A 23,319-nucleotide genomic window follows, 5' to 3' on the forward strand; every position below is an offset into this window, starting at 1 on the left:
CCCGAATCGTCAGGAGATCTGTGGCATCTCCAGGTCCGTGTGCGCCACTGCCCGAGCGGTGTCGGGGTCCGTTCCTAGCATCACCAGCAGCCGCTCCGCTGCGTCGTCGATCCGGCGATCGTCGACGGAGCCCGGGTCCTCGAGCCACCGGTGCACCAGGGCGAACAGCACACCCGCCGTCATCGCCGTCGCGAGAGACAGGTCCTCGATCTCGAGTCGTCCGGCGTCCACCGCCGCCGCGAGATCCCGGCGGGCCCGCGGCCCGAGACCACCGGGCGCGTCGAGCAACGCGAACCCCGACCGGTCGACGATCTCCGCGGCCTGACGATGCGATACGGCGGCACGACCGGTCCGCCTGACGGCGTCGCAGAAGATCTGCACCGGATCGTCCGAGCGCGGCGAGACTCCGTCGAGCGTCTCCCCCATCTGCTCGAGAACCTGCTCCACGGCAGCGGCGAAGAGTGCGGGCTTGTCCTCGAAGTGATTGTAGAAGCTCCCGAACCCGACGTCGGCGGCGGCCGTGATGTCGGCGATGCTCGCGGTGGAGGAACGCCCGTCGGCGATCATCTCGCGCGCGGCGTCCACGAGAGCCTGGCGCGTGCGCGCCTTCCGTCGCTCGAGCCTGTTCCCGGCAGTCTGCATCCGGAAAGTCTAGGTCGACGGGTGCCCGGTCGTCGGCGCGGCGAGCCCGCTGACGACGCGTCGCGACGTCAGCGGGAGGCAGGAGCGGACCAGATCCCCACGATGGCGTCGACGAGGTCGATGCCGCACGCGGTCCAGTACGCCGTCGGATCGGCGCCCGACGCGGCGAACTCCGCCTCTCGTTCGGCCATCACGTGCGTCAGCAGAGTGCGCGCCATGGCCCCTCTGGCCGAGCGGACGTCGGCAGGAATCGGGGGCAGACACGAGATTACGCCGGCCACCGTCTCTCGCAGCGTCGCCGAGGACAGTGCCTCGTCCACCAGGATCGGCCGCAGCACCGGGTCCGTCATGACCTGGGAGGCGAAGCGCGCGTACCAGGTGGGGGCGCCGAGCTCGGCGAAGTACTGCGTCGACGGCAGGACCAGTGCCGACACCCACGCTCGCAGGTCGGCACCCTCTCCGATCGCCGCGACGTGGCCGGAGCGGATCCGTTCGACGTCGCCCGTCCGGCGGACGACGATCGCGCGGACGAGATCCTCCTTGCTGCCGAAGTGGTAACCGACCACGGCGCTGTTGCTCTGCCCCGCCGCGTCGCCGACCTGACGGTTCGACACCGACACGACACCGTTCTCCGCGTACAGCCGCTCAGCGGCACCCAGAATCGCCTCGCGCGTCACCTCGGAGCGCGCGGACGGGGCTCGCGTCGACCGGGCCTGGCTCATTCCACCGTCTCGGTGGCCCGGTCGGTGACGGCACCTCCGACGACCTCCGACGCCTCGCCCTCGCCGTCCTGGTGACGCGGAAGGAAGGAGGCGAGTACGACCGAGAGGATCGCCGCGCCGGCGGCGATGGCCATGGTGATCCGGAAGGCGGCCTCGGACGGCACCGCGGTGGATCCGAACGACACGGTCATCGACGCGAGAACGACCCCCGCGACCGCACTGGCGAACGACGTTCCGAGGGACCGCATCAGCGTGTTGAAGCTGTTGGCCGCCGCTGTCTCGGAGGCGGGCACCGCCGACATGATCAGGGCGGGCATCGCTCCGTACGCCAGTCCGATGCCCGCACCGATGACGAGCGAGACCACGATCAGCTGCCACACCGCGCCCATCATCACGATGCCCAGCAGGTAGCCGACGGCAACCGTCGCCGCGCCGGCCATGAGCGTGATCTTCGGTCCGCGCGTGGTAGTGATGCGCGAGGACACCGGCGCGACGGCCATCATGATCAGTCCGGACGGCGCCATCACCAGGCCCGCGACGAGGATCGACTGACCCAGGCCGACACCGGTCGCGGCGGGCAACTGAAGGATCTGCGGCAGAACGAGACTGAGTGCGAACATCGCGAAACCGAGCATGATCGACGCGGCGTTGGTGAACAGCACCTGCCGCCGCAGCGAGACCCGCAGGTCCACCAGTGGCTGGGGAGTGCGCAGTTCCCACACGATCCACGCCGCGAACGCGAGGACGGACACCAGCAGCAGGCCGAGGATCGACGCGCTGCTCCACCCCCAGTCGGAACCCTTCGAGATCCCGAGCAGCAGGGTCACCAGGGCGACCGACAGCGTGAGCGCTCCACCGATGTCGAACGTGCCGCCGGTGCGCACCGTCGACTCGGGAACGACGACGACCACGGCGACCGCCACCAGTGCGCCGAGCGCAGCCGCCGTCCAGAACAGGAAATGCCAGTCCGCGTACTCGGCGATGATCGCCGCGGCCGGAAGACCCAGGGCGCCGCCCACTCCGAGCGACGCACTCATCAGCGCGATCGAACCGGGAAGCTTGTGGCGAGGCAACACGTCCCGCATCACGCTGATGCCGAGGGGAATCACACCGGCGGCGAGACCCTGCAGTGCCCGCCCCACGACGAGGGGCACGAGGCTGTTCGCAAGGGCACCGACCACCGATCCGGCGACGAGCAGCGCCAGGCTGACCAGCAGCATGCGCCGCTTGCCCACCATGTCGCCGAGTCGGCCGGTCACGGGAACGGCGACCGCACCCGCCAGCAGGGTGGCCGTGATGGCCCACGCGGTGTTCGCGGCCGAGGCGTTCACCAGAGCGGGGAGCTGGGGAACCAGCGGGATGATCAGCGTCTGCATCAGGGCGACCGTGATGCCGGCGAAGGCCAGTACCGCGACGATGCGTCCGGTTCCGGTCTCCTCCGTCTCGGCCGTGGCAGCGATGGGTGAGGACATGGGTCGCGTCTCTTCTCAGCTAGTTTGAAACAGCTGTTTTAAACTAGGCACCGATCCTTACCCACGTCAACGTTCTCGCCGCTCCTGTGGCCCGCATCACCACGTCACCGGACGAATCGGTCGAGGAAGGCATTGCCGAACACGCGGTGCGGGTCCAGTCGGTCGACGGTGCCGACGACGGAGTCCCAGTCCCGCTCGCCCGAGTACCCGTCGCGGAACGAGTCGGGGATGGTGGCCGTGAGCGCCTGCACGTCTCGGTAGGGGCGGTCCTCGTCGAACGCCCACCCCTTGGACCACTCCGGCCGGAACACCGCATCGGCACCGTCGAAACGTTCTCGCATCCACTGCTCCATCTCGCGATAGAACGCGAACATCCCGGGCGTTCCCGGAATGCCCAGCACGTTGAGCCACACCGCCGTGTCCCACTCGGGACGATCGGGTACCGGACGCATGGCCGAGATCGTCGGCGGGCCGGCCGAGTCGACGAGGACGTCCGAGCCCTGGTCGAGACCACAGCACCGGATCTCGACTGGGCCGTTGATCGGGAACTGCCTCAGGGACGCGTAGTGCTCGGTGCGCTCTCGGAACCAGCGGGTGAAGTCGTGCAGGACCGCAGCCACGTTCGCGCGAGCCGTGATCACCGCACCGCCGCCCTCCGTCAGGAGCAGTGTGCTCGGACGGATGTAGAACTGCGTGTTCTTCGGCGCTCCCCAGATGTCCGACGACCCCGTGGCCGCGAGCCCCGCCACCGTCGTCGCGAGGAACACCTGACCCAACGCGGGCGTCAGTTCCGTCCGCCCGGACACGACAGCACCGATCGCGTCGGACACCGCTTCCGGGAGGGTGTCGGAGAACGTGTAGTTGTACGGTCCGTCGACCTCGCGGGAGGACGGCGGTCGCACGGGAGTCGGCGTCCACACCTTGAGCCACGGAGTGTCGGTGAACGGGTACCAGATCGCCTCCGCGCGGCCGGACCGGTCCAGGAAATCTACGTACGTACGCCCCGGTGCCCCCGGCGCTCCGAACAACTCCGCCCAGCCGATATCGGTGATGCTCTCACATCGCAGAGGAGTCGCCGGATGCGCCTGCATCGTCACCTCGGTGACGAACGCTCGGCCGAGATGGACCGCGAGATCCGGCGCGTCGGCCTCCGACCGGGCGACGGTCCGCAGTGCGTACCCGGTCCCGTTCCACGCGACCACCGTCATCGAGGTCACCAGATTGCTCAAGGATCCCGACGACGAACCGATCGGAACCTGTTCTCCCACTGCGCGTACCACGGCGCCGTGCGCCCCGACAGCCAGAGCGCCCGCGATGGACAGAACCCCCGGCGCGGGCACACTCGACCATCCGAGACCGTGGTCCTCCAGCGCCTGGAGGACGTCGGACAGAGTCGCGCCGGCACCGGCGGTGACGGTGGACGACGCGGTGTCCACGGTGACACCGGTCAGCGCGGTCATGGTGTCCACGAGCACGACCCGGTCCAGGTTCTCGCCGTTCTCGATGGTGAACGGGGTCCACCCGTGCATCGCGCCGCGCGGCCGCAGCCGGTGACCGGAGGCGTGAGCCCAGTTCGCGAGCGTCACCACGTCGTCGGCGGATCGCGGCGAACACGTCCACACCGCGTCGACCACGATCTCCTTCGACCAATTCTGGTACCGCTGCCGGAACAGCGGAATTCCCGGCGGGAAGTCGGGTGGAACCGGCCCGGAACCGTCGGTCCCCGCCGGAACGGCGTTCACGAGAGCAGGTCGAAGCACTCCCGCGAGCGTGGCGGCCACGGCCGAGGCGGCGGATGCGGACAGGAAGGATCGACGGTCGAACGATGGCATGAGTCCCCGATGCGCGAGATGCGGATGATGTGAGCCCCACGCCTCGTGAGCGCACTGCTGGGCAGTCCGGATCTGCTTGTCCCCCCGGAGGGTTTACACCTTTGACATACCCGTAAAGATTGTCAAGTCCGGGAGGGTCTCGGCCGGGTGGGTCACGCGCCGGGCAGGTCGAGGACCGGCACGAGGCGGCGGCGCAGATAGCCCCGGAGCGCGTCGTCGGAGCGGGTCGCCTCGCTGTCGAACTGCACCACGGACAGGAACATGCGGATGCAGAGGTCGGCGACTTCGTCGAGGTCGCCGCCGGCCTCGGCGGGCGCTCCCACCAGAGGCGTGAGGAAGGACCGCGTCAGGCTCAGCGCGTCGATCCCGAAGGCGGATCCGTCGTAGATCACCGTTCCACGGCCGGGATGCACCAGCGGCGCCAACGCCGGCGACGACCGGAACGCCGCACGCGCGGCGACCATGGCCTCGACGACGAACTCGGACACCGACTCCCGCTCGCCGACCGCGGACACGACGGACCCGATGACACGCGAACTCACGTCCTGCAACGCGTCCGACACCAGGGCGTCGCGGGTACCGAAGTGCGCGTACACCGTCGGGCGGGAGACACCGGCCTCGTCGGCCACGGAACTGATGGTCACGCCGTCGAAACCACCGAGCTCGAGGCGTCGCACCGCCGCCGCGAGGATGCGTTCCCTCACGCGGGCGGTGGCTGCCATGCGGCGATGTCCACACCCATGGCGGTGCTCGGCGGTTCGTCGTACAACCACTCGCGCGCGATCCGCCCCCAGTTCGCGGTGGCACGAAGTTGCCCGAGGATGCCGAACGTCAGGAAGTCCGCGCGACGGGAGAAGACGTGCTCGGGCGGCAACCACTGCTTGGTCATGGTGCCGAAACTGCCCGATCGCGGGTCGACGGCGAGGACGAAACACGCCCCCGCCATCTCTGGCGTCACGGTGACCGACCCGTCGTTCAGACTGAGTTCCGCTGCTGCGCAGACGTAGTCGAGACAATCGCTCGCCGTCACGGCGGCGCCGGGGTCGAGAATCCCCCGCGCGGACATGGCGATGAGCAGATCGTCTCCGCGCCCCTCGATCGCCGCTCGCAGGCACTCTCTCTCGAAACGGACGTCCGCCGGACTCATCCGCAGGTACAGACCGAAGTCGACGAAGGTGACGCGCCCGTCCCGAGCCAGCAGGACATTGCCCGGATGGGGGTCACCGCAGAACTCGCCGAGCGTGTGCAGAGACCCGATGTAGAAGCGGAACACCGTCTCACCCACCCGGTCTCGCACCTCCGCCGACATCGCACGGATCTCGTCGAACGGCACCGCGTCGACGAACTCGGTCGTCAGGACCGCCGCGCCGCACCGCTCCGGCACGGTGTCCGGGATGAAGAAGTGCGGGTGCTCCCGATACAGTGCCGCGACGCGGCGCTGCGTCCGCTCCTCCGCCGGGTAGTCGAGTTCCGCCTCGAGGTTTCGGCGCAACTCGTCGACGACGGCACGGGAAGACAGCATCGGGATCGACGCCGGCAACAGCTTGACGTAGAACGACAGATTCTTCAGGTCGGCCCGCACCGCGTCGTCGATACCGGGGTACTTCACCTTGACGGCCACCTCCCGGCCGTCGTGCAAGCGGGCACGATGCACCTGACCGATCGACGCGGCGGCGAACGGGCTCTCGTCGAACTCGGCGTAGAGCGACTCGATCGACTCGCCCAGATCCGCCTCGATCACAGTGCGCACGTCGTCGAACGAGACGGTGGGCGCGCGGCTCTGCAACTCGGCGAGCTTGCGGTGGAACTCGTCGCGGTGCTCGTCGGGGACGAACGACAGGTCCAGCATCGACAGCATCTGGCCCAGCTTCATCGCCGCTCCGCGGAGACCGCCCAGGACGGTCACCAGCCGTTCGGCCGAGCGGACCGCCTCCTTCGCCGTGAGGGCGGCACGCAGTTCCTCGGTGCGACCCGCCATGCGTACTCGCATGGTGGCGTTACGCGCCGTGCGACCCGCGACGAGGCGACCCACCTCGGCGCCCCGGGCCACCCTGGACGTCGGCATCTTCTCCGGCACTTCCCCAGTATCCCGCACCGCGCCTGCGCTCGATCGATCGCGGCACCGCGGACCCGGAAGTTTCTGGCGCACCGGACATCTCGGGCACGCTATGTCGCACATCACGTTTCCGGAGGTCCGCGAGGGCTTACTCTTACTTCGAGTAACGATATACCGCGCGACGGGGACCGCGCGACGTCGATCAGAGGGGGAAACACAGCATGACCAGCACCATCACATCAAGAGACACACGGACCGACGCTGTCGCCGCCCGCGCGGCACACCTGTTCGACACCGACGCCGAGGTGCGCGCCGCGGCCGCCGATCCCGCGGTGTCGGCACAGGTGGCGGACCTGACGCCCGATCTGCACGCCATGGTCGAGGTGGTCATGGACCGCTACGCAGACCGGCCCGCGCTGGGTCGCCGGGCGTACGACGTCGAGCCCGCGGACGACGGTCGCCGGGTGCGTCGGCTCCAGCAGCGCATGGACACCATCACCTATGGATCGCTGTGGTCCGATGCCCTCGATCTCGCGACCGCACTCGGCGACGTCGCCACTCCGGACACCTTCGTCGCGACCCTGGGATTCGCCGGTGCCGACTACGTCGTCGCCGAACTGGCGACGGTCCGGATCGGTGCCGTTGCCGTTCCCCTCCAGTCCGGCGCCGCTCCCGGACGCCTCGCCGACATCGCCGCCGAGGTCGAGCCTGTCGCACTCGTCGTCGACAACGAACAGTTGTCCACCGCCACGGCTGTGGCCGCCGAGTGCCCGAGCATCCGCCGCATCGTCGTCCTCGACCACGACGACCGTGTGAACGACGACGAGGACCGTCTCGCCGAGGCTCGACGATCCGCACCGGGCACGGTGCTCGCGATCGAGACACTGCGGGAGGCGATCGCACGCGGTCGCACTCTCCCCCGGCTCGCCGGCCCCGAGGCCGTCGATCCCGACCGGATCGCCACGTTGATCTACACCTCCGGCAGTACCGGGACCCCGAAGGGCGCCATCCACACCCAGCGCATCGTCTCGCGCCTGTGGTCGAAGTCCCACTGGTACGACCAGAGCGCGGAGTCCGACGAGGCCGGGCGACCCGGTGCGATCACGCTGGACTACCTGCCCATGAGCCATCTCGCCGGGCGCGCGGTGGTGTTCACGACCCTGGCAGCCGGCGGCATCGTGTACTTCGCGAGTTCGAGCGATCTGTCCACGCTTCTCGACGACTACGCACTCGCCCGGCCGACCGTGGCCATGCTGGTTCCCCGCGTGTGCGATCTACTGCGTCAGACAGCCCTCGGACGCATCGAGACCCGGGCGCACCGCACCGGCGAGAGCGCGGACGCCGTCCGCGCCGAGGTCCTCGAGGACATGCGATCCACCACTCTCGGTGGCCGCATCCTCTCCGCAGTGGTGGGTACCGCGCCGACCTCCCCCGAGGTCATCGACTTCGTCTCCGAACTCCTGGACACGACGGTGCAGAACAATTACGGCTCCACCGAGGCCGGCATGGTGTTGTTCGACGGCGTCGTCCAGCGGCCGCCGGTGCTCGAGTACCGCCTCGACGACGTTCCGGAGCTCGGGTACGCGGTGACCGACCGCCCCTACCCGCGCGGTGAGCTTCTCCTCAAGACCGATTCCCTCGTGCCCGGCTACTACAAGCGGCCGGACGTGACGGCCGAGATGTTCAGTGCGGACGGCTTCTACCGCACCGGGGACGTGGTCGCGGAGACGGAGCCGGACCATCTCGTGTACGTCGATCGCCGCAAGAACGTGCTGAAACTGGCGCAGGGCGAGTTCGTCGCCCTCTCGCGCCTGGAGTCGATCTACGCGTCCGCCGACGCCGTCGACCAGATCCATCTGCACGGCAGCGGCGAGCGGTCCTACCTCCTCGCCGTGGTCGTGCCCGCCGACGGAGCCGACACCGCCACCGTGCTCGACTCCCTGCAGGCCCTCGCGCGCGAGGAGCAGCTCGAGTCCTACGAGGTTCCGCGCGACATCGTCCTGGCCGCGGAGCCCTTCACGCAGGAGAACGGTCTGCTCTCGGGAGCGAACAAGCAGCTGCGTCCCGCTCTGACGGCGCGCTACGGCGAGGCGCTCGAGGACAGGTACCGCGAGATCGACGAGGGCCAGACGGCGAAGATGAGCGAACTACGCCGCCGCGGCGCCGACGCACCCGTCCTGGAGACCGTCGGCGAGGCCGCCGCGGCGTTGCTGGGATGCGCCGGCACGGAGGTCTCACCCGATGCGCACTTCACCGACCTCGGCGGTGACTCGTTGTCCGCGTTGACGTTCGCCACCCTGCTGCAGGACATCTTCGAGGTGGACGTCCCCGTCACGGTCGTCATCGCGCCGTCGTCCGACCTCGCGGCGATCGCGACCCACATCGAGCGGCGACGCGGCGACGCGGATGCCACGGGAGCCGCGACCTTCGCCTCGGTGCACGGAGCGCACGCGACGCAGGCCCGTGCCGATCAGCTGACGCTGAGCGCCGTCCTCGGCGACGAGTTCCTCTCGTCCGCGGCTGACGTGGGACCGGTGCACACCGACACCCGGACCGTGTTGCTCACGGGCGCCAACGGATACCTCGGGCGCTTCCTGTGCCTGGAGTGGCTCGAACGCCAGGCCGCGGTCGGCGGCACCGTCGTGTGCCTCGTGCGCGGACGCACCGCGGCGGACGCTCGTGCCCGTCTCGACACCGCGTTCGACACCGGCGACCCGGCCCTGTGGTCGCGGTGGACGACGCTGGCCGACACCGCGCTCGAGGTCGTCGTCGGCGACGTGGGCGAGGCGAACCTGGGCGTGAGCGACGAGGAGTACGCGTCGCTGGCCGAGCGGGTCGACCGCATCGTGCATCCCGCGGCGCTCGTCAATCACGCGCTGCCGTACGAGCAGTTGTTCGGCCCCAACGTGATCGGCACCGCCGAGATCGCCCGGCTCGCCCTGACGCATCACCTCAAGCCGGTGACCTACCTGTCCACCGTGGCCGTCGCGGCGGGCGTCGAGGCCTTCTCCGAGGACGGCGACATCCGCGAGATCAGTCCGGTCCGCGCCCTCGACGAGTCGTACGCCAACGGATACGGCACCTCCAAGTGGGCGGGTGAAGTGGTGCTGCGCAACGCCTCCGACGCCTTCGGACTCCCCGTGACCGTCTTCCGTTCGGACATGATCCTGGCGCATCCCCGGTGGACCGGTCAGCTCAACGTCCCGGACATCTTCACCCGCACGGTGCTGTCGCTGATCGCCACCGGAATCGCCCCGGAGACGTTCTACCGGCAGGACACGGGCGCACCCGTCGACGATGCAGGGCGGCCGCGCGCACACTACGACGGACTCCCCGCCGATTTCACCGCAGCGGCGATCACCGAGCTCGGTGGCAGCGCGACGTCGGGACACCGGACTTTCGACGTGCTCAATCCGCACGACGACGGCATCTCTCTCGACACCGTCGTCGACTGGATCATCCAGTCCGGCAGAACGATTCGGCGCATCGCCGACTACGACACGTGGTTCGCCGAGTTCTCCGACGCGCTCGAGTCCCTGCCGTCGGCGCAGCGGTCCGCCTCGGTGCTGCCGCTGCGGCACGCCTACGCGCGGCCGGACCTGCCGACCGCCGGGTCACCCCTGCCGGCCGAGGTGTTCCGTGCCGCGGTCCGCGACACGTCGACACCGGGGTCGGCACTGGCGGACATCGACGACATCCCGCACCTGTCGCGCGATCTCGTCGCGAAGTACGTGCGTGATCTCGAGGCGCTGGGGTTGATCCCGACGGTTTGACAGCCGATCAGCGTCCGGTGCGTGACCGAACGAGCCGGACGGCGGGATCGAGGATCCGATGGCGTGCGAGCGCGAACACTGTCCCCACGGGGGAGCTCGCACCGCCACCGGATCCTCGCCGCGCCGCGGTGAAAGCGTCGATCCCGTTGCGCTGCAACGACGACAGCATCGTCTTCGCCACGGGCCGAGCCGGATCCGGATCCTTGCCGGCACCCATCAGATGCAACTGATCGGTGTGCCACTGCAGATCGAGCAGTCCCCCCAGCGACCGGACCGAGCGGTGGGTCGCGAAGCGGGCCGGCACCGGAACGGAGATGGACGGGCTGGGCAGTGTGCTGACGGTGCCGTCGAGAACGTCCCGTGCCGCTCCGGGCAGGACGGCGGTCGGGCGGCCGAGTCCCACCATCTGACACGCACCGGACCGCACCGCGTCCGACATTCCGTCGCGCGTGCGGAACCCACCGGTCACGGCGAGCGGGATGTGGGGAGCGAGGTCGCGCACCGTGACGGCGTAGTCGAGGAAGTACGCCTCGCGCGACGCCGTACTGGCCGACACCGCGGTGCCCATCATCGCGGGCGACTCGTAGCTGCCGCCGCTGATCTCGATGAGATCGACCGGCAGATCACCGATCATCGAGACCACCTCACGGGACTCGTCCTCGCTGAAACCGCCGCGCTGGAAGTCGGCCGAGTTGAGTTTAATGCCGACGGCGAAGCCCGGGGAGACGGCGGCCCGTACTCGTCGCACCACCTCGAGCAGGAAACGCGCGCGGCCCTCGATGTCGCCGCCCCACTCGTCGGTCCGCAGGTTCGTCAGGGGCGAGAGGAACTGGCTGACGAGATAACCGTGGGCGGCGTGGATCTGCACTCCGTCGAACCCCGCCTCCTCGGCCACCGCGGCCGTCGTCGCGAACCGCGACAGGATGTCCTCGATCTCCGCGCCGCTGGCCGCGCGGGGCGCCGGGATCCCGGGGATGTCCAGGCCCACCGCGGACGGCGCCAGGGTGCCGCCGACCGTCGTCACCGGGTTGCCCTGACGGCCGGGGTGGTTGATCTGCATCCAGATCGGACTGCCACCGTCCTGCGCCGTCTTCGCCCAGCGGGAGAGGGCGTCCAGGTCGCGTCCGTCCGCGACCGCGACGTTGCCGGGCTCGCCCAGATGCCGGTGGTCGACCATGACGTTCCCGGTGACGAGGAGCCCGTAACCACCGTCGCCCCAGCGGCGGTAGAGACGCGACAGTCTCTCGTCCGGGGCGTTGTCACGGGTACCCAGCGCTTCGCTGAGCGCGGACTTCATGATCCGGTTCGGCAGGACCTGTCCGTTGGGCAACGTCAGCGGTGCGGACAGCGACACGTCAGGCATGGAACCCCTCGTCGGGTGAATGGGTGGGTGGATCCGTTCCCCGGAGTACACCAGATGTGGTGTGATGATAGCTGTCATCACTTGCCGCGGTGTCCGTGAACGGGCGCCCCACCACTCGGGAGCGCGATGCGCAGCGTCACGGTCGTCATCATCGGCAGCGGGTTCGGTGGGCAGTGCGCCGCCATCGAACTGCTGCGTCGCGGCATCGACGACATCGTCGTCCTGGAACGACGCGAGTTCGCCGGCGGAACCTGGCGGCAGAACTCCTACCCCGGAGCGGCCGTCGACGTGCAGAGCCCGCTCTACTCGATCGCGTCCGAGCCGTACGACTGGTCGCAGATGTTCGCGGTGCAGAGCGAGCTCGAGGACTACACCCGCCACGTCGTGGACAAGCACGGTCTCGACGATCTCACCGTGCTCGGCGCCGAGGTGCAGCGCATCGAGTGGGTCGACGACTCCTGGCACGTCACGACCACAGCGGGTGACTATCGTGCGCAGTTCGTGGTCAACGCGACCGGGCCGCTCAGCACGCCTGTCGTTCCGCCCTTCCCGGGTCGCGAGAGTTTCGCGGGCGCCCAGTTCCACACCAACGCGTGGGACCACGACGTCCCCCTCGCCGGCGCGCGTGTCGCCATCGTCGGCAGTGGTGCGAGCGCGGCGCAGATCATCCCGGCCGTTCAGCCCGAGGTGGGTGAGCTCCACGTCTTCCAGCGGTCCCCGCACTGGGTGATGCCCCGACCCGATCGGAAGTTTCGACCCTGGGAACGCCGTGCCCTGCGGGTGGGCTTCGTGCGTCGAGCACTGCGCGCGGCCATCTACTGGAAGCTCGAGGCCCGGATCATCGGCTTCAAGTACTCGAAGGTCGGCCTCTGGCTGTTCGCCGAGCGTCACGCACGGAATCTGCTCCGCGACCAGGTGGCGGACCCCGATCTCCGGGCCAGGCTGACACCGGACTACACGATCGGGTGCAAGCGGATCATCCTGTCCAACACGCTGTATCCCGCCATCAGCTCCGCGAACACGACGCTCCACGACCGTGACGACGGCGTCGCCGAAGTCACCCCCACCGGCATCACCACCGCGACGGGGCGCGAGATCCCCCTCGACGTGATCGTGTGGTCCACCGGATACGACGCCACCGACGGCGTTATCTCCTACCCGGTCATCGGCCGGAACGGCACCGCGCTCCGCGACGTGTGGTCCGACTACCCGAGGGCCTATCTGGGCACGACCGTCCCCGACTTCCCCAACTTGTTCATCGTCACCGGACCGAACACCGGGATCGGCCACACGAGCGCCATCTTCGTCATCGAGGCCCAGATGCGGTACATCATGTCGGCCATCGAGCACGCTCGGCGGACGTCGTCGCGCACGGTGGAGGTCACCCGCGCCGCCGAGGAGCGCTACACCGCGATGATCCACGACGAGATGACACGCACGGTGTGGCAGAACGGTGGCTGCACGAGCTGGTACAAGTCCGCGTCCGGACGCGTGATCGCCATGTTCCCCGGCTTCAGCTTCACCTACCGCAGACTGGCCGGCTCGTTCCGGGACGACGACCACGTCCTGCGGCCCGCGTCGACCGACACCGAGAGAGCGGCAGCGTCATGATCTCCGGCACCCCGGGCATGTTCCGGAGATCCCCGCGGCTCCGCCTCGACGGGCGCGTGGCCGTCGTGACGGGGGCCGGCGGCGGCATCGGATCCGCCGTCGCGCGCGAACTCGTCTCCCGCGGCGCCGCGGTCGCGCTGCTCGACGTCGCTCCGTCCGTCGACGACGTCGCTCGTGCCCTGGGCGACCGGGCGATCGCCCTCCGCGTGGACGTGACGTCTCCCGACGAACTTCGTGCGGCCGTCGCCACCGTCCACGACCGGTTCGGCGGGATCGACGTGGTGCACGCCAACGCGGGCATCTCGAGCGGCGACACCGCGTACACCGTGGCGACCGTTCCCGACGGGGTCTTCGAGCGTGTCGTCTCGGTCAACCTGAACGGCGTGTGGAACACGATCCGGGCGACACTGCCGGACATCGTCGCCGCCCGCGGCCACGTGCTGATCACGTCGTCGACCTACGCCTATCTCAACGGCCTGGCGAACGCTCCGTACGCCGCGACCAAGGCCGCGGTGGAGCAGATCGGTCGCGCCCTGCGTGCAGAGCTCGCTCACACGGGCGCGACCGCGGGGATCCTGTACCCGGGGTGGGTCGCGACCCCCATCGCTGACGTGGCTTTCGGCGCCGACGACATCGCGACCGCTCTGGTGGCGCGAGCCTTCCCCGCACCCCTTCTCACGCCCATCTCCCCCGAGGCTCTCGCGGCGGGAGCGGTGGACGGTATCGAGCGACGAGCAGCACGGATCCAGCTTCCGGGACGGTGGCGGGCCTATTCGGCGATGCGCGGGACAGCGAACCCGCTGTCCGATCTCGTGCTGGAGAAGGACCGGACGATCCGGACGCTCGTCGCGCGGCTCGAACGTCGAGAGCCCTGATTCGGCTATTTCCCCGTTTGTGACCCCCACACTGGTCATCAGCACCACCAGTGTCCGTTGTCACGGGTATCGTTCCGACGCATGACGCTCGCCGCGCTGCTCCGGGAATGCTGGACCGCCCAGCGTGACACGCAGCAGTTGCGGCTGTTCGTGGAGTCGCGCGGTCTCGCGCGATGGATGCGCGGTCTGATCTCCTGCCTCACCCTCGTCGTCACGGCCATCGCGATCCTGTCGCTCGGATCGCCGTCCGGGGCGCAGGGTCTCGTCGACCGCGCGGTCGTCGTCGTGACCATCGTGGGCGGAATCGGCTGGGCCGTGCGCTGGAACGTCGCGCACTGGCCGTCCTTCCGCGAGTCCGTCGTCTTCTTCGCCTACGCCGACATCGCCATCGCCGTGGTCTGCTTCCTCGACTCGAGTTCGCTCGCGGGTCTGAGCGGCGCCGGACTCCTGGTGCTCCTCGGGACCTACGCGACCTTCCTGCTGGGGCCACGAGTGTTACTCGTGCACGTCCTGTGGTGCGCGTTCTCCATCACGGTCCTCGCCGTGAAGGTCGCGCTCGATCCCGAGTACGACCTCACCATCGCCGTCGCGAAGGCGATCATGCTGACCGTCGTCGGCGTGGTGGTCCCCCTCGTGATCGAGCTGGGTGTCCATCTCATCCGCGTCGACGCGGACAAGTCGTTGACCGATCCGCTCACAGGCCTCAGCAACCGCCGGGGGCTCGAGTCCCGACTGATGCTCCTCGCCGACGACATGCGTTCCACGACCACCCGCGCCGCCGCTGCCCACCCGGTGGCTGCCGTGATCGTGCTCGACCTCGACAAGTTCAAGGCGATCAACGACGAACTCGGGCACAACGTCGGCGACGAGGTGCTGGTGCGCGTCGGACACAGCCTGGTGCGCGCAGCGGGACCCACCGCCGTGGTCACACGCCACGGCGGCGAGGAGTTCCTCGTCTTCGATCTGTACGACGACGCGCTCGCGGCGTTGCGGGCCGCCCGCGCCGTCCGCGACGCGGTGGCGGAGAGGATCCCGGGGCCGGCGGTCACCGCCAGTGTCGGGCTCGCGATGGCGAGCACGACCGCCCTGCTGCACGATCGCCGGCGCCTGTCGGCCACTCTCACCGAACTCGTCGATCGGGGCGACACCGCGATGTACCGGGCGAAGCGATCGGGTGGGCACTGCGTCGCCGTGGACGGGGGAACGGCGCGCGGTCTCGCGTCGACCGGTTGAATGGTGGCGTGACCGATCCATCGCCCGCACGTACCTACGGCGGGGAGAGCGCCGAGGAGCGCACGGCTCGTCGCCGGCGCCAACTGCTCGACGCGGGGCGCGCGTCCTTCGGATCGGTGGGTTTCCGAGCGTCGACGGTGCGCGGCATCTGTCGTGACGCGCATGTCGCCGATCGCTACTTCTACGAGCTGTTCCCCACTCTCGAGGACCTCCTGGTCGAGGTGTACCGCGAGTGCATCGCCACACTGACCCGATCCACCACGGCGGCGGTCGACGACCTGCCTGCCGGGACGGACCCGCTGACGCTCTCACGTCACGGCCTCGACGGCTTCTTCCGCGCCGTGGAGGACCGTGAGCTCGCACGGATCGTGTGGCTCGAGGTGCTCGGGGTGAGCCCACGGGTGGACCGCACGTATCTCGACACGATGCACGGATTCGGTGAGCTGATGGTGGGGCTCCTCGGCCGCCACACGCCGGACATTGCCGTCGGTAGTTCCCTCGACAGGTTGGCCACCGCCGCTGTCGGCGGCATCAGCCACACCGCCATGACCTGGCTCATGGACGGATACCGAGCGGACAGAACCGATCTCGTTCACGGGACCGCCCGGTTCCTCGCGGCGGTGGTCGGTGCGGCCGAGCCCGAGTAATTCGGTCGACGCGGTCCCCCCTCGGGTGTTTCAGTGGTGCGAACCGACCACGACTCGAGGACGCACGCATGTACCCCACCGATCCCGACGTGTTCCTGCTCGTCCGACGGCAGGAACACGCGACCTTCACCCGCGACGCCGAGCACCGGCGCGTGGCTCGCGCCCGCGCACGCCTCGCCCACGACGAACTCCGCGTCCAGCGCGCATGGGAGGAACTGACGGCGGCACTGGCCGAGTCCGCGCAGTCGCGGCAGTCCCTGGCCGACCTGGTGCACAGCAGCCGCTGAGTCAGCGTTCGTTGCCCCGAAGATCGATGCCCCGAAGGAGGATATCGACGGCGGCCTCGATGGTGGCATCGTCGGGCAGCGTCCCGTACATCAGCGTCGGGCAGACCACGGAGCCGGACAGCATGGACACCGCCGCCTCGAGTTCCGGGCCCTGGATCACCGCACCGAGCATCTGCCGAGTGTGCTTCTCGCCGTCGTCGACGATGCGGCGGCGCACCCGGCCGATCTCGGCGACGGTGGCCCCCCACTGCGCCATGGCCATGAGCACGCGATCGAGGCGCTGCGTGGCGATGGCGTCGCGGAGCATCCGCAGCTCACCGATCAGGTCCGTGCGGACGTCGCCGACCAGGTCGTGATGCGGCATGTCGCCGATCGCCTCGAGAGCCATGGTGAGCAGGTCGGAACGGGACGGCCAGTGCGTGTACAGCGTGGTCTTGGAGTAACCGGCCACCCGTGCGACGTGCGCGTGGGTCACCGCCTCCCACCCCTCGCCTGTCAGCACCTCGAGCGCGGCGCGCGAGACGTCCGCGCGTGTGCGAGCGACGCGGGCGTCCTCTGCCACGGCGTCGGGCTCTGTTCCGATTCCGTTCTCGTCCGACGGGGTATCACTCATCGCGTCACTCACCTCCTCGGTCGCTGTGCTTCGAAATTCGGGCATCGAAGTTCGAGGGTTGAAGTTACGCGAATTTCGGGTGCAGACCTATTGAACTAAATGTTCATTACTGTACTGTTGGACCAGCTTCGTGCACGGCATTTCGACCGCGAACTCCCCCACCATCATTCGCGACGGGTCATCCGTCGCCTCGGGCCTCGGCGCAGCACAGCGTCGGGCCGGTCCACGGAAGGACACCGATGTCTGCCATCCTCTTCGGCTCCATCAGCACTCTCGCCGACACGTCCGAGCTCCAGCGACGCGCCTTCAACGAGGCGTTCTCCTCGCACGGGCTCGACTGGAACTGGTCACGCGACGACTACCGGTCCATGCTCGGTTCCAACGGCGGCGCGAACCGGATCGAGGACTTCGCGGCGTCCGAGGGCGTCGAGGTCGACGCCTCCGCGGTGCACGCGACCAAGTCGGAGATCTTCCGGTCCCTCCTCTCCTCGGCCGGTGTGAGCCCGCGACCCGGCGTCGTGGACACCATCGCCGCGGCGAAGAAGTCGGGCGCCAAGCTCGGCTTCGTCACGACCACGTCGAAGGAGAACGTCGACGCCGTGCTCGAGGCGCTGTCCCCCGAGGTCACTCGCGACTCCTTCGACGTCCTCGTCGACGCGGACGACGTCGAGCAGGGCAAGCCCGACCCCGCGTCCTACGCCTTCGCCCTCGACAAGCTGGGCGAACAGCCGTCCGCCTGTGTCGCGATCGAGGACAACGCCGGTGGTGTGGCCGCCGCAGCCGCAGCCGACATCACCTGCGTCGCGTTCCCGAACGAGAACACGGCCGGCAGCGACTTCTCCTCGGCATCGGAGACGGTCGAATCCCTCGACCCCGCTCGCATCGAATCTCTGGTGACGGCTCGACAGTGACCTTCACCGGTCGACTCCACACCCTGTCGAGTCACATCCACGCCAACCCCGGTTCACCCGTCGAGCGCGATGCTCGCGAACCGTTTTCCTCGGGAGAGAAGTAGTGAGCAACCTCCAGGCACGTGTCACCGCAGACGATCGCACCTTCCACGTCGAGGGATACGAGAAGATCGAGTACGACCTCGTGTACGTCGACGGCGTCTTCGACACCGCGAACACCGAGCTCGCGGACAGCTACCGGCCGTACGGCCGCTGCCTGATGGTGGTGGACGACAGCGTCCTCGCGCTGTACGGCGACGCGATCCACACCTATTTCCGCCATCACGACATCGCGCTGACCATCGTCCCGGTGCAGATCCGCGAGACGGCGAAGTCGATCGAGACCTTCGAGCGGATCGTGGGCGAGTTCGATCGCTTCGGCCTGGTGCGCACCGAGCCCGTCCTGGTCGTCGGCGGCGGACTCACGACGGACGTCGCCGGCTTCGCGTGCGCCAGCTACCGCCGGAACACGCCGTACATCCGCATCCCGACGACGCTGATCGGTCTCATCGACGCCAGCGTCAGCATCAAGGTCGCCGTCAACTACGGCAAGCACAAGAACCGTCTGGGCGCGTACCACGCCTCGCAGAAGGTGTTGCTGGACTTCAGTTTCCTGGGCACCCTGCCGGAGGACCAGGTCCGCAACGGCATGGCGGAACTCATCAAGATCTCCGTCGTGGGCAATCTCGAGATCTTCGAGATGCTCGAGAAGCACGGCCCGGAGCTGCTCGCGACGCGTTTCGGTCACCTCGACGGCACCGCGGAACTGCGCGAGATCGCCGACCGCCTCACCTACAAGGCCATCGCGACCATGCTGGACCTGGAAGCGCCCAACCTCCACGAGATCGACCTCGATCGCGTGATCGCTTTCGGCCACACCTGGAGTCCGACGCTCGAGCTCACCCCGCCCGCGCCGTTCTTCCACGGACACGCCATCAACATCGACATGGCGCTGTCCACCACCCTCGCGGAGCAGCGCGGCCACATCACGGCCGACGACCGCGACCGCGTGCTCGGCGTCATGAGCGGGATCGGGCTCGCGCTCGACAGCTCGTACCTGACGGCCGACCTGCTCGCCGAGGCCACGTCGTCCATCCTCAAGACCCGAGACGGGATTCTCCGCGCGGCGGTGCCGGCGCCCATCGGGTCCTGCGAATTCCTGAACGACGTGACCGTCGACGAGCTGTCGGACACGCTCACCCTGCACAAGAAGATCTGCCTCGAGCACGACCGCGACGGCGACGGCGTGGACATGTTCACCGCGCCGCAACCGGAGGTCGCGGTCGGTTCGTCCCACGATGAGTGATGCACGGCCGGTCACACCGACCACCATCGCCGCGGTCGAGCTGACGGAGCTGTGCCGGGACCTCGACGACCTCGGGGTCCCGGCAGCCGTTCTCGGCCGCGCTCGGCGTGCGCGTGACGTGATCGCGGGCCTCGACCCGTACCTGGACGAGTGCACCACCCCGGAATCACCCGCTCTCGCGGATCTGGCCGCACGCACCCGATCCGCGGAATGGTCCGGCAGCGCGCTCGAGCAGGAGATGCTGTCCGGCCACGTCGAGGGACGTTTCCTCGACTTCCTCGTGCGGATGACCCGCGCCACGTCGGTCCTCGAGATCGGCATGTTCACGGGGTACTCCGCTCTCGCCATGGCCGAGGCACTTCCACCCGGCGGAAGCATCGTCGCCTGTGAACTGAACGAACCCGTCGCGGCGTTCGCCCGACAGTGCTTCGACGCGTCGTCGGCAGGCGACGCGATCGAGATTCTCGTCGGTCCTGCGGCGGAGTCCCTCACCCGTCTCGCCGACGAGGGACGCCGGTTCGACCTGGTGTTCATCGATGCCGACAAGGCCGGGTACCTCGGATACCTGACGGCGCTTCTCGACTCCGAGCTGCTGACGCCGGACGCCGTGGTCGCCGTCGACAACACACTCCTGCAGGCCGAGCCGTACCTCGGTACGGCCATGTCGGACAACGGTTCCGCCATCGCGGAGTTCAATCGCGCCGTGGCGGCGGACTCCCGCGTCGAGCAGGTCCTGGTCCCGCTGCGGGACGGACTGACGCTCATCCGTCGATCGAGCGCGTCGTGACGAGCGTCGGCCGGTCCGTGGCGGTCCTCGCCGGCTCGCTCGTCACCGCCCCGCTCGACCTCGTGCCCGTCCTGGCGGCGCTCGCCCGACCGCGCACGGCACCCGGTTCGCCTGCCGCACAGCGTAGGACGGTCGTGATCAACGGCGGCAAGATGACCAAGGCGCTGCAACTCGCGAGATCGTTCCACGGCGCCGGCCACCGGGTGGTACTGGTCGAATCGGCCAAGTACCGGTACACCGCGCATCGGTTCTCCCGAGCGGTGGACGTGTTCCACACCGTCCCCGAGGCGTCGGAACCCGGATATGCGCGCGCGATCGCCGACATCGTGCTGAGCGAGAGAGCGGACGTGTTCGTGCCGGTGTCGAGTCCGGCGTCCAGCGTGCCGGACGCCGAGGTCGGTCGTCTGCTCGACGGGCGGTGCGACGTCGTCCACGTCGACTCGGCCACCGTGCGCATGCTCGACGACAAGGTGCAGTTCTCGAAGGTCGCGGAGTCGCTCGGTCTGCGCGTGCCGGAATCACACCTCGTCACCGACCGTCGGCAGGTCGAGGACTTCGACTTCCCCGACGGCCGTACCTACATCCTCAAGCGCATCGCGTACAACCCGGTGGGTCGTATGGACCTCAGGCCGTTGACGGGACGGGACCGCGCGGCGAATGCCGCGTTCGTCTCCGGGCTCGACATCTCGGACGAGGATCCGTGGATCATGCAGGAGTTCGTCACCGGTCAGGAGTACTGCACCCACTCGACTGTCCGCAACGGGCGCGTGCAGGTGTACGGGTGCTGCGAGTCGTCGGCGTTCCAGATCAACTACGCCATGGTGGACAAGCCCGAGATCCGGTCGTGGGTGGAGCATTTCGTCGGCGAGCTCGGGCTCACGGGCCAGGTGTCCTTCGACTTCATCGAGGCGGCGGACGGCCACGCCTACGCCATCGAGTGCAATCCGCGAACGCATTCGGCCATCACCATGTTCCACGATCACCCGGACGTGGCGGCTGCGTACCTCGACGACGGGCACCCCGTCATCACGCCGCTCCCGTCCGCCCGGCCGACCTACTGGATCTACCACGAGATCTGGCGGCTGCTCACCCAGCCTGGCCGCCTCGCCCGCGCACGCACCATCGCCACCGGGAAGGACGCGGTGTTCACACGGTGGGATCCGTTGCCCTACTTCATGCTTCACCACCTCCACATGCCGTCGCTGATCTGGGCGAACCTTCGCGCCGGTCGCTCGTGGAGCCGCATCGACTTCAACATCGGCAAACTCGTGGAGGCCGGCGGTGACTGACGACACGGCTATCGTCCACCCGACCGCACGGGTGACCGTGCTGCACCTCGCGGGGTCCGCCGAGGACGAGTTCCACTCGGACCTGTCGCGGGTGTACGCCTCGGACGCGCTGTCCGCGCTCGCCGATCCCGCACGGTACGAATTCCACGTCGCACTGGTCTCGCCCGACCGCACGTGGCGCTTCCCGGTCGATCTCACCGACGACGCGGTGGCGGGGGCTCCGCCTCTGTCGCTCGCGGACGCGCTGCGTCACATCGAGGCTCTGGGTGTCGACGTCGTCGTGCCGCAGATGTTCTGCCTGCCCGGCATGACGTCCTACCGGGCGCTGGTCGACGTCGTGGGTCTCGCTCTGCTGGGCAACACCGCCGACGTGATGGCACTCGCGGCGGACAAGGCGCTGACCCGAGCGGTGGTCGCTGCGGCGGGCGTTCCGGTGCCGGAGGGCCACGTCGTCGTCGTGCCCCCGGACGCACCACGGTCAGGCACGCGGTCGCCCGTCCCGTTACCGGTGGTCGTCAAGCCGGTGGACTCCGACAACTCGGTGGGGGTGTCGCTCGCGCGCACTCCTGACGAGTACACCGACGCGCTCGCGGACGCTGCGCGGTTCTCCCGCCGGGTGCTGGTGGAGCGCTACGTCGAGTTGGGACGTGAGGTGCGCTGCGGCATCGTCGTGGTGGACGGTGAACCGGTGTGCCTGCCGCTCGAGGAGTACGCCGTGGACGCGGACGATCGTCCGATCCGCACACGCGAGGACAAGTTGTCCCGCGACGAGGACGGGGCGCTGTACCTGGTGGCCAAGAACGCCACGAAGGCGTGGATCGTCCCCGAGGACGATCCGATCACCGAGCGGATCCACGCGGTGGCCCTCGAGTGCCACCGAGCGCTGGGGTGTCGGCACTACAGCCTCTTCGACTTCCGGGTGGACCCCGACGGTCGACCGTGGTTTCTCGAGGCAGGCCTGTACTGCTCCTACGCGCGGGGCAGCGTGGTCGCGGTGATGGCTGCGGCCGCGGGAATCAGTCTCGAGGACCTGTTCGCCGCAGGACTGCGCGAACTCTCGATCGAAGGAGCACGATGATGCGACACACCACCCTCGAACCCGTCGGCGCACACGTCGAGGACGTCCGGGTGGAGGACCTCGACGCGGCGGGAATCGACGAGACACGCCGCCTCGCAGCAGATCACGGCGTCGTCGTCTTCCGGGGGCAGTCGCTCGACGACGACCGTTTCACCGAGTTCCTCCGTGCGTTCGGCGACCTCGTGTTCACCGAGGGCGAGACACCGGTCCCCGGACACCCGGATCTCAACGTCATCAGCAATGTCGGCCGGACGACGACGCCGCGCTCCACCTTCCACGTGGACACGAGCTATGTGGCACACCCACCGGCGTACACCTCGCTCCGTGCGGTCACCGTGCCGTCGGAGGGAGGACAGACCGTCTTCAGCAACCAGTACCGCGCGTGGGACACACTGCCCGACGACCTTCGCGACGAACTCGTCGACCGCACGCTCACGCACGTCGTGACCGGTCTCGATCTCGCCGACGATGCCGAGTCGTCCGCAGTGCATCCGCTCGTGGCGACCCATCCGATCAGTGGACGGCGCTCGCTCTACCTGTCGACTCCCGCGCGATGCGCGTCGATCAGCGGGATGTCGCCCGACGAGACCGCCGAGACCGTCCGGTTCCTCTACGACCACTCCACTGCGGAGGACAACGTGCACCGGCACACGTGGCAGCCGGGCGACGTCGTCTTGTGGGACAACCGGTGCGTCATGCACCGGGCCGACCACAGCGGAGTGGTGGGCGACCGGGTGATGCACCGCGGGATGGCAACCGACGGTCGCGCTCGCTCCTGAGGCC

The 23,319-nt window shown here is 68.8% G+C and carries 20 protein-coding genes; 12 read left to right on the forward strand and 8 right to left on the reverse strand.

What is annotated here, in order from left to right; genetic code table 11:
• Positions 1 to 9: 9 nt before the first annotated feature.
• The 6 genes from OHB23_RS18655 to OHB23_RS18680 form a co-directional block, all read right to left on the reverse strand.
• On the reverse strand, positions 10 to 642 hold the full coding sequence (locus OHB23_RS18655) for a TetR/AcrR family transcriptional regulator (protein ID WP_056447278.1): 633 nt from the start codon (positions 640 to 642) through the stop codon (positions 10 to 12).
• Between the two features lie 68 nt (positions 643 to 710).
• Positions 711 to 1,364 (reverse strand): TetR/AcrR family transcriptional regulator, encoded by a 654-nt coding sequence (locus tag OHB23_RS18660; protein ID WP_328810130.1) that lies wholly within the window; start codon positions 1,362 to 1,364, stop codon positions 711 to 713.
• Complete coding sequence (locus OHB23_RS18665; protein WP_051612940.1) at positions 1,361 to 2,836, reverse strand: MFS transporter; 1,476 nt, start codon at positions 2,834 to 2,836, stop codon at positions 1,361 to 1,363. Before OHB23_RS18665 ends, OHB23_RS18660 begins: the two co-directional genes overlap by 4 nt.
• Before the next feature lie 104 nt (positions 2,837 to 2,940).
• Positions 2,941 to 4,668, reverse strand: coding sequence for a cholesterol oxidase substrate-binding domain-containing protein (locus tag OHB23_RS18670; RefSeq protein ID WP_328810131.1), 1,728 nt, complete (start codon positions 4,666 to 4,668; stop codon positions 2,941 to 2,943).
• Between the two features lie 152 nt (positions 4,669 to 4,820).
• Complete coding sequence (locus OHB23_RS18675; RefSeq protein WP_056447269.1) at positions 4,821 to 5,390, reverse strand: TetR/AcrR family transcriptional regulator; 570 nt, start codon at positions 5,388 to 5,390, stop codon at positions 4,821 to 4,823.
• Positions 5,369 to 6,745 (reverse strand): ABC1 kinase family protein, encoded by a 1,377-nt coding sequence (locus OHB23_RS18680; RefSeq protein WP_027503994.1) that lies wholly within the window; start codon positions 6,743 to 6,745, stop codon positions 5,369 to 5,371. The genes OHB23_RS18675 and OHB23_RS18680 overlap by 22 nt, the downstream gene beginning before the upstream one ends.
• Before the next feature lie 200 nt (positions 6,746 to 6,945).
• Here OHB23_RS18680 and car point away from each other — a divergent pair, with 200 nt between their 5' ends.
• Entirely contained in the window at positions 6,946 to 10,497 is a 3,552-nt protein-coding gene (gene car / locus OHB23_RS18685) for a carboxylic acid reductase (protein ID WP_328810132.1), read from the forward strand.
• Positions 10,498 to 10,504: 7 nt separating this feature from the next.
• Here the strand turns inward: car and OHB23_RS18690 are convergent, their stop codons facing one another.
• The gene (locus tag OHB23_RS18690) at positions 10,505 to 11,860 is read right to left on the reverse strand and encodes an NADH:flavin oxidoreductase/NADH oxidase family protein (protein ID WP_222638243.1); all 1,356 of its coding nucleotides are present in this window, start codon (positions 11,858 to 11,860) and stop codon (positions 10,505 to 10,507) included.
• A gap of 126 nt (positions 11,861 to 11,986) precedes the next feature.
• Between OHB23_RS18690 and OHB23_RS18695 the strand changes: the two genes are divergently transcribed.
• From OHB23_RS18695 to OHB23_RS18715, 5 genes are all read left to right on the forward strand, one after another.
• Positions 11,987 to 13,471, forward strand: coding sequence for a flavin-containing monooxygenase (locus OHB23_RS18695; RefSeq protein WP_328810133.1), 1,485 nt, complete (start codon positions 11,987 to 11,989; stop codon positions 13,469 to 13,471).
• Complete coding sequence (locus tag OHB23_RS18700; protein WP_261782119.1) at positions 13,468 to 14,346, forward strand: SDR family NAD(P)-dependent oxidoreductase; 879 nt, start codon at positions 13,468 to 13,470, stop codon at positions 14,344 to 14,346. The genes OHB23_RS18695 and OHB23_RS18700 overlap by 4 nt, the downstream gene beginning before the upstream one ends.
• An 81-nt stretch (positions 14,347 to 14,427) precedes the next feature.
• Entirely contained in the window at positions 14,428 to 15,579 is a 1,152-nt protein-coding gene (locus OHB23_RS18705; RefSeq protein ID WP_222638245.1) for a GGDEF domain-containing protein, read from the forward strand.
• Positions 15,580 to 15,587: 8 nt separating this feature from the next.
• Positions 15,588 to 16,226 carry a TetR/AcrR family transcriptional regulator gene (locus OHB23_RS18710; RefSeq protein ID WP_051612942.1) on the forward strand — a complete coding sequence of 213 codons (639 nt, stop codon included), beginning with the start codon at positions 15,588 to 15,590 and terminating at the stop codon, positions 16,224 to 16,226.
• A gap of 68 nt (positions 16,227 to 16,294) precedes the next feature.
• A complete protein-coding gene (locus tag OHB23_RS18715) occupies positions 16,295 to 16,513 on the forward strand; it encodes a hypothetical protein (RefSeq protein WP_027503999.1) in 219 nt (72 codons plus the stop codon).
• 1 nt (position 16,514) lies between these two features.
• Here the strand turns inward: OHB23_RS18715 and OHB23_RS18720 are convergent, their stop codons facing one another.
• Entirely contained in the window at positions 16,515 to 17,126 is a 612-nt protein-coding gene (locus OHB23_RS18720; protein WP_328810134.1) for a TetR/AcrR family transcriptional regulator, read from the reverse strand.
• A gap of 239 nt (positions 17,127 to 17,365) precedes the next feature.
• On the opposite strand from OHB23_RS18720, the gene OHB23_RS18725 reads away from it, so the two are divergent.
• From OHB23_RS18725 to OHB23_RS18750, 6 genes are all read left to right on the forward strand, one after another.
• The gene (locus OHB23_RS18725; RefSeq protein WP_027504000.1) at positions 17,366 to 18,037 is read left to right on the forward strand and encodes an HAD-IA family hydrolase; all 672 of its coding nucleotides are present in this window, start codon (positions 17,366 to 17,368) and stop codon (positions 18,035 to 18,037) included.
• A gap of 103 nt (positions 18,038 to 18,140) precedes the next feature.
• Positions 18,141 to 19,382 carry a sedoheptulose 7-phosphate cyclase gene (locus OHB23_RS18730; RefSeq protein ID WP_027504001.1) on the forward strand — a complete coding sequence of 414 codons (1,242 nt, stop codon included), beginning with the start codon at positions 18,141 to 18,143 and terminating at the stop codon, positions 19,380 to 19,382.
• Positions 19,375 to 20,169 (forward strand): O-methyltransferase, encoded by a 795-nt coding sequence (locus tag OHB23_RS18735; RefSeq protein WP_328810135.1) that lies wholly within the window; start codon positions 19,375 to 19,377, stop codon positions 20,167 to 20,169. Before OHB23_RS18730 ends, OHB23_RS18735 begins: the two co-directional genes overlap by 8 nt.
• Positions 20,166 to 21,458, forward strand: a complete 1,293-nt coding sequence (locus OHB23_RS18740) for an ATP-grasp enzyme (protein WP_328810136.1) — start codon at positions 20,166 to 20,168, stop codon at positions 21,456 to 21,458. Before OHB23_RS18735 ends, OHB23_RS18740 begins: the two co-directional genes overlap by 4 nt.
• Positions 21,451 to 22,536: an ATP-binding protein gene (locus OHB23_RS18745; protein ID WP_328810137.1), complete on the forward strand. Its 1,086-nt coding sequence runs from the start codon at positions 21,451 to 21,453 to the stop codon at positions 22,534 to 22,536. Before OHB23_RS18740 ends, OHB23_RS18745 begins: the two co-directional genes overlap by 8 nt.
• Positions 22,533 to 23,315 (forward strand): TauD/TfdA dioxygenase family protein, encoded by a 783-nt coding sequence (locus OHB23_RS18750; protein WP_261769685.1) that lies wholly within the window; start codon positions 22,533 to 22,535, stop codon positions 23,313 to 23,315. The genes OHB23_RS18745 and OHB23_RS18750 overlap by 4 nt, the downstream gene beginning before the upstream one ends.
• Positions 23,316 to 23,319 lie beyond the last annotated feature (4 nt).

Origin of the sequence: Rhodococcus sp. NBC_00294 (genome assembly GCF_036163995.1) — a bacterium.
Taxonomy (GTDB): domain Bacteria; phylum Actinomycetota; class Actinomycetes; order Mycobacteriales; family Mycobacteriaceae; genus Rhodococcoides.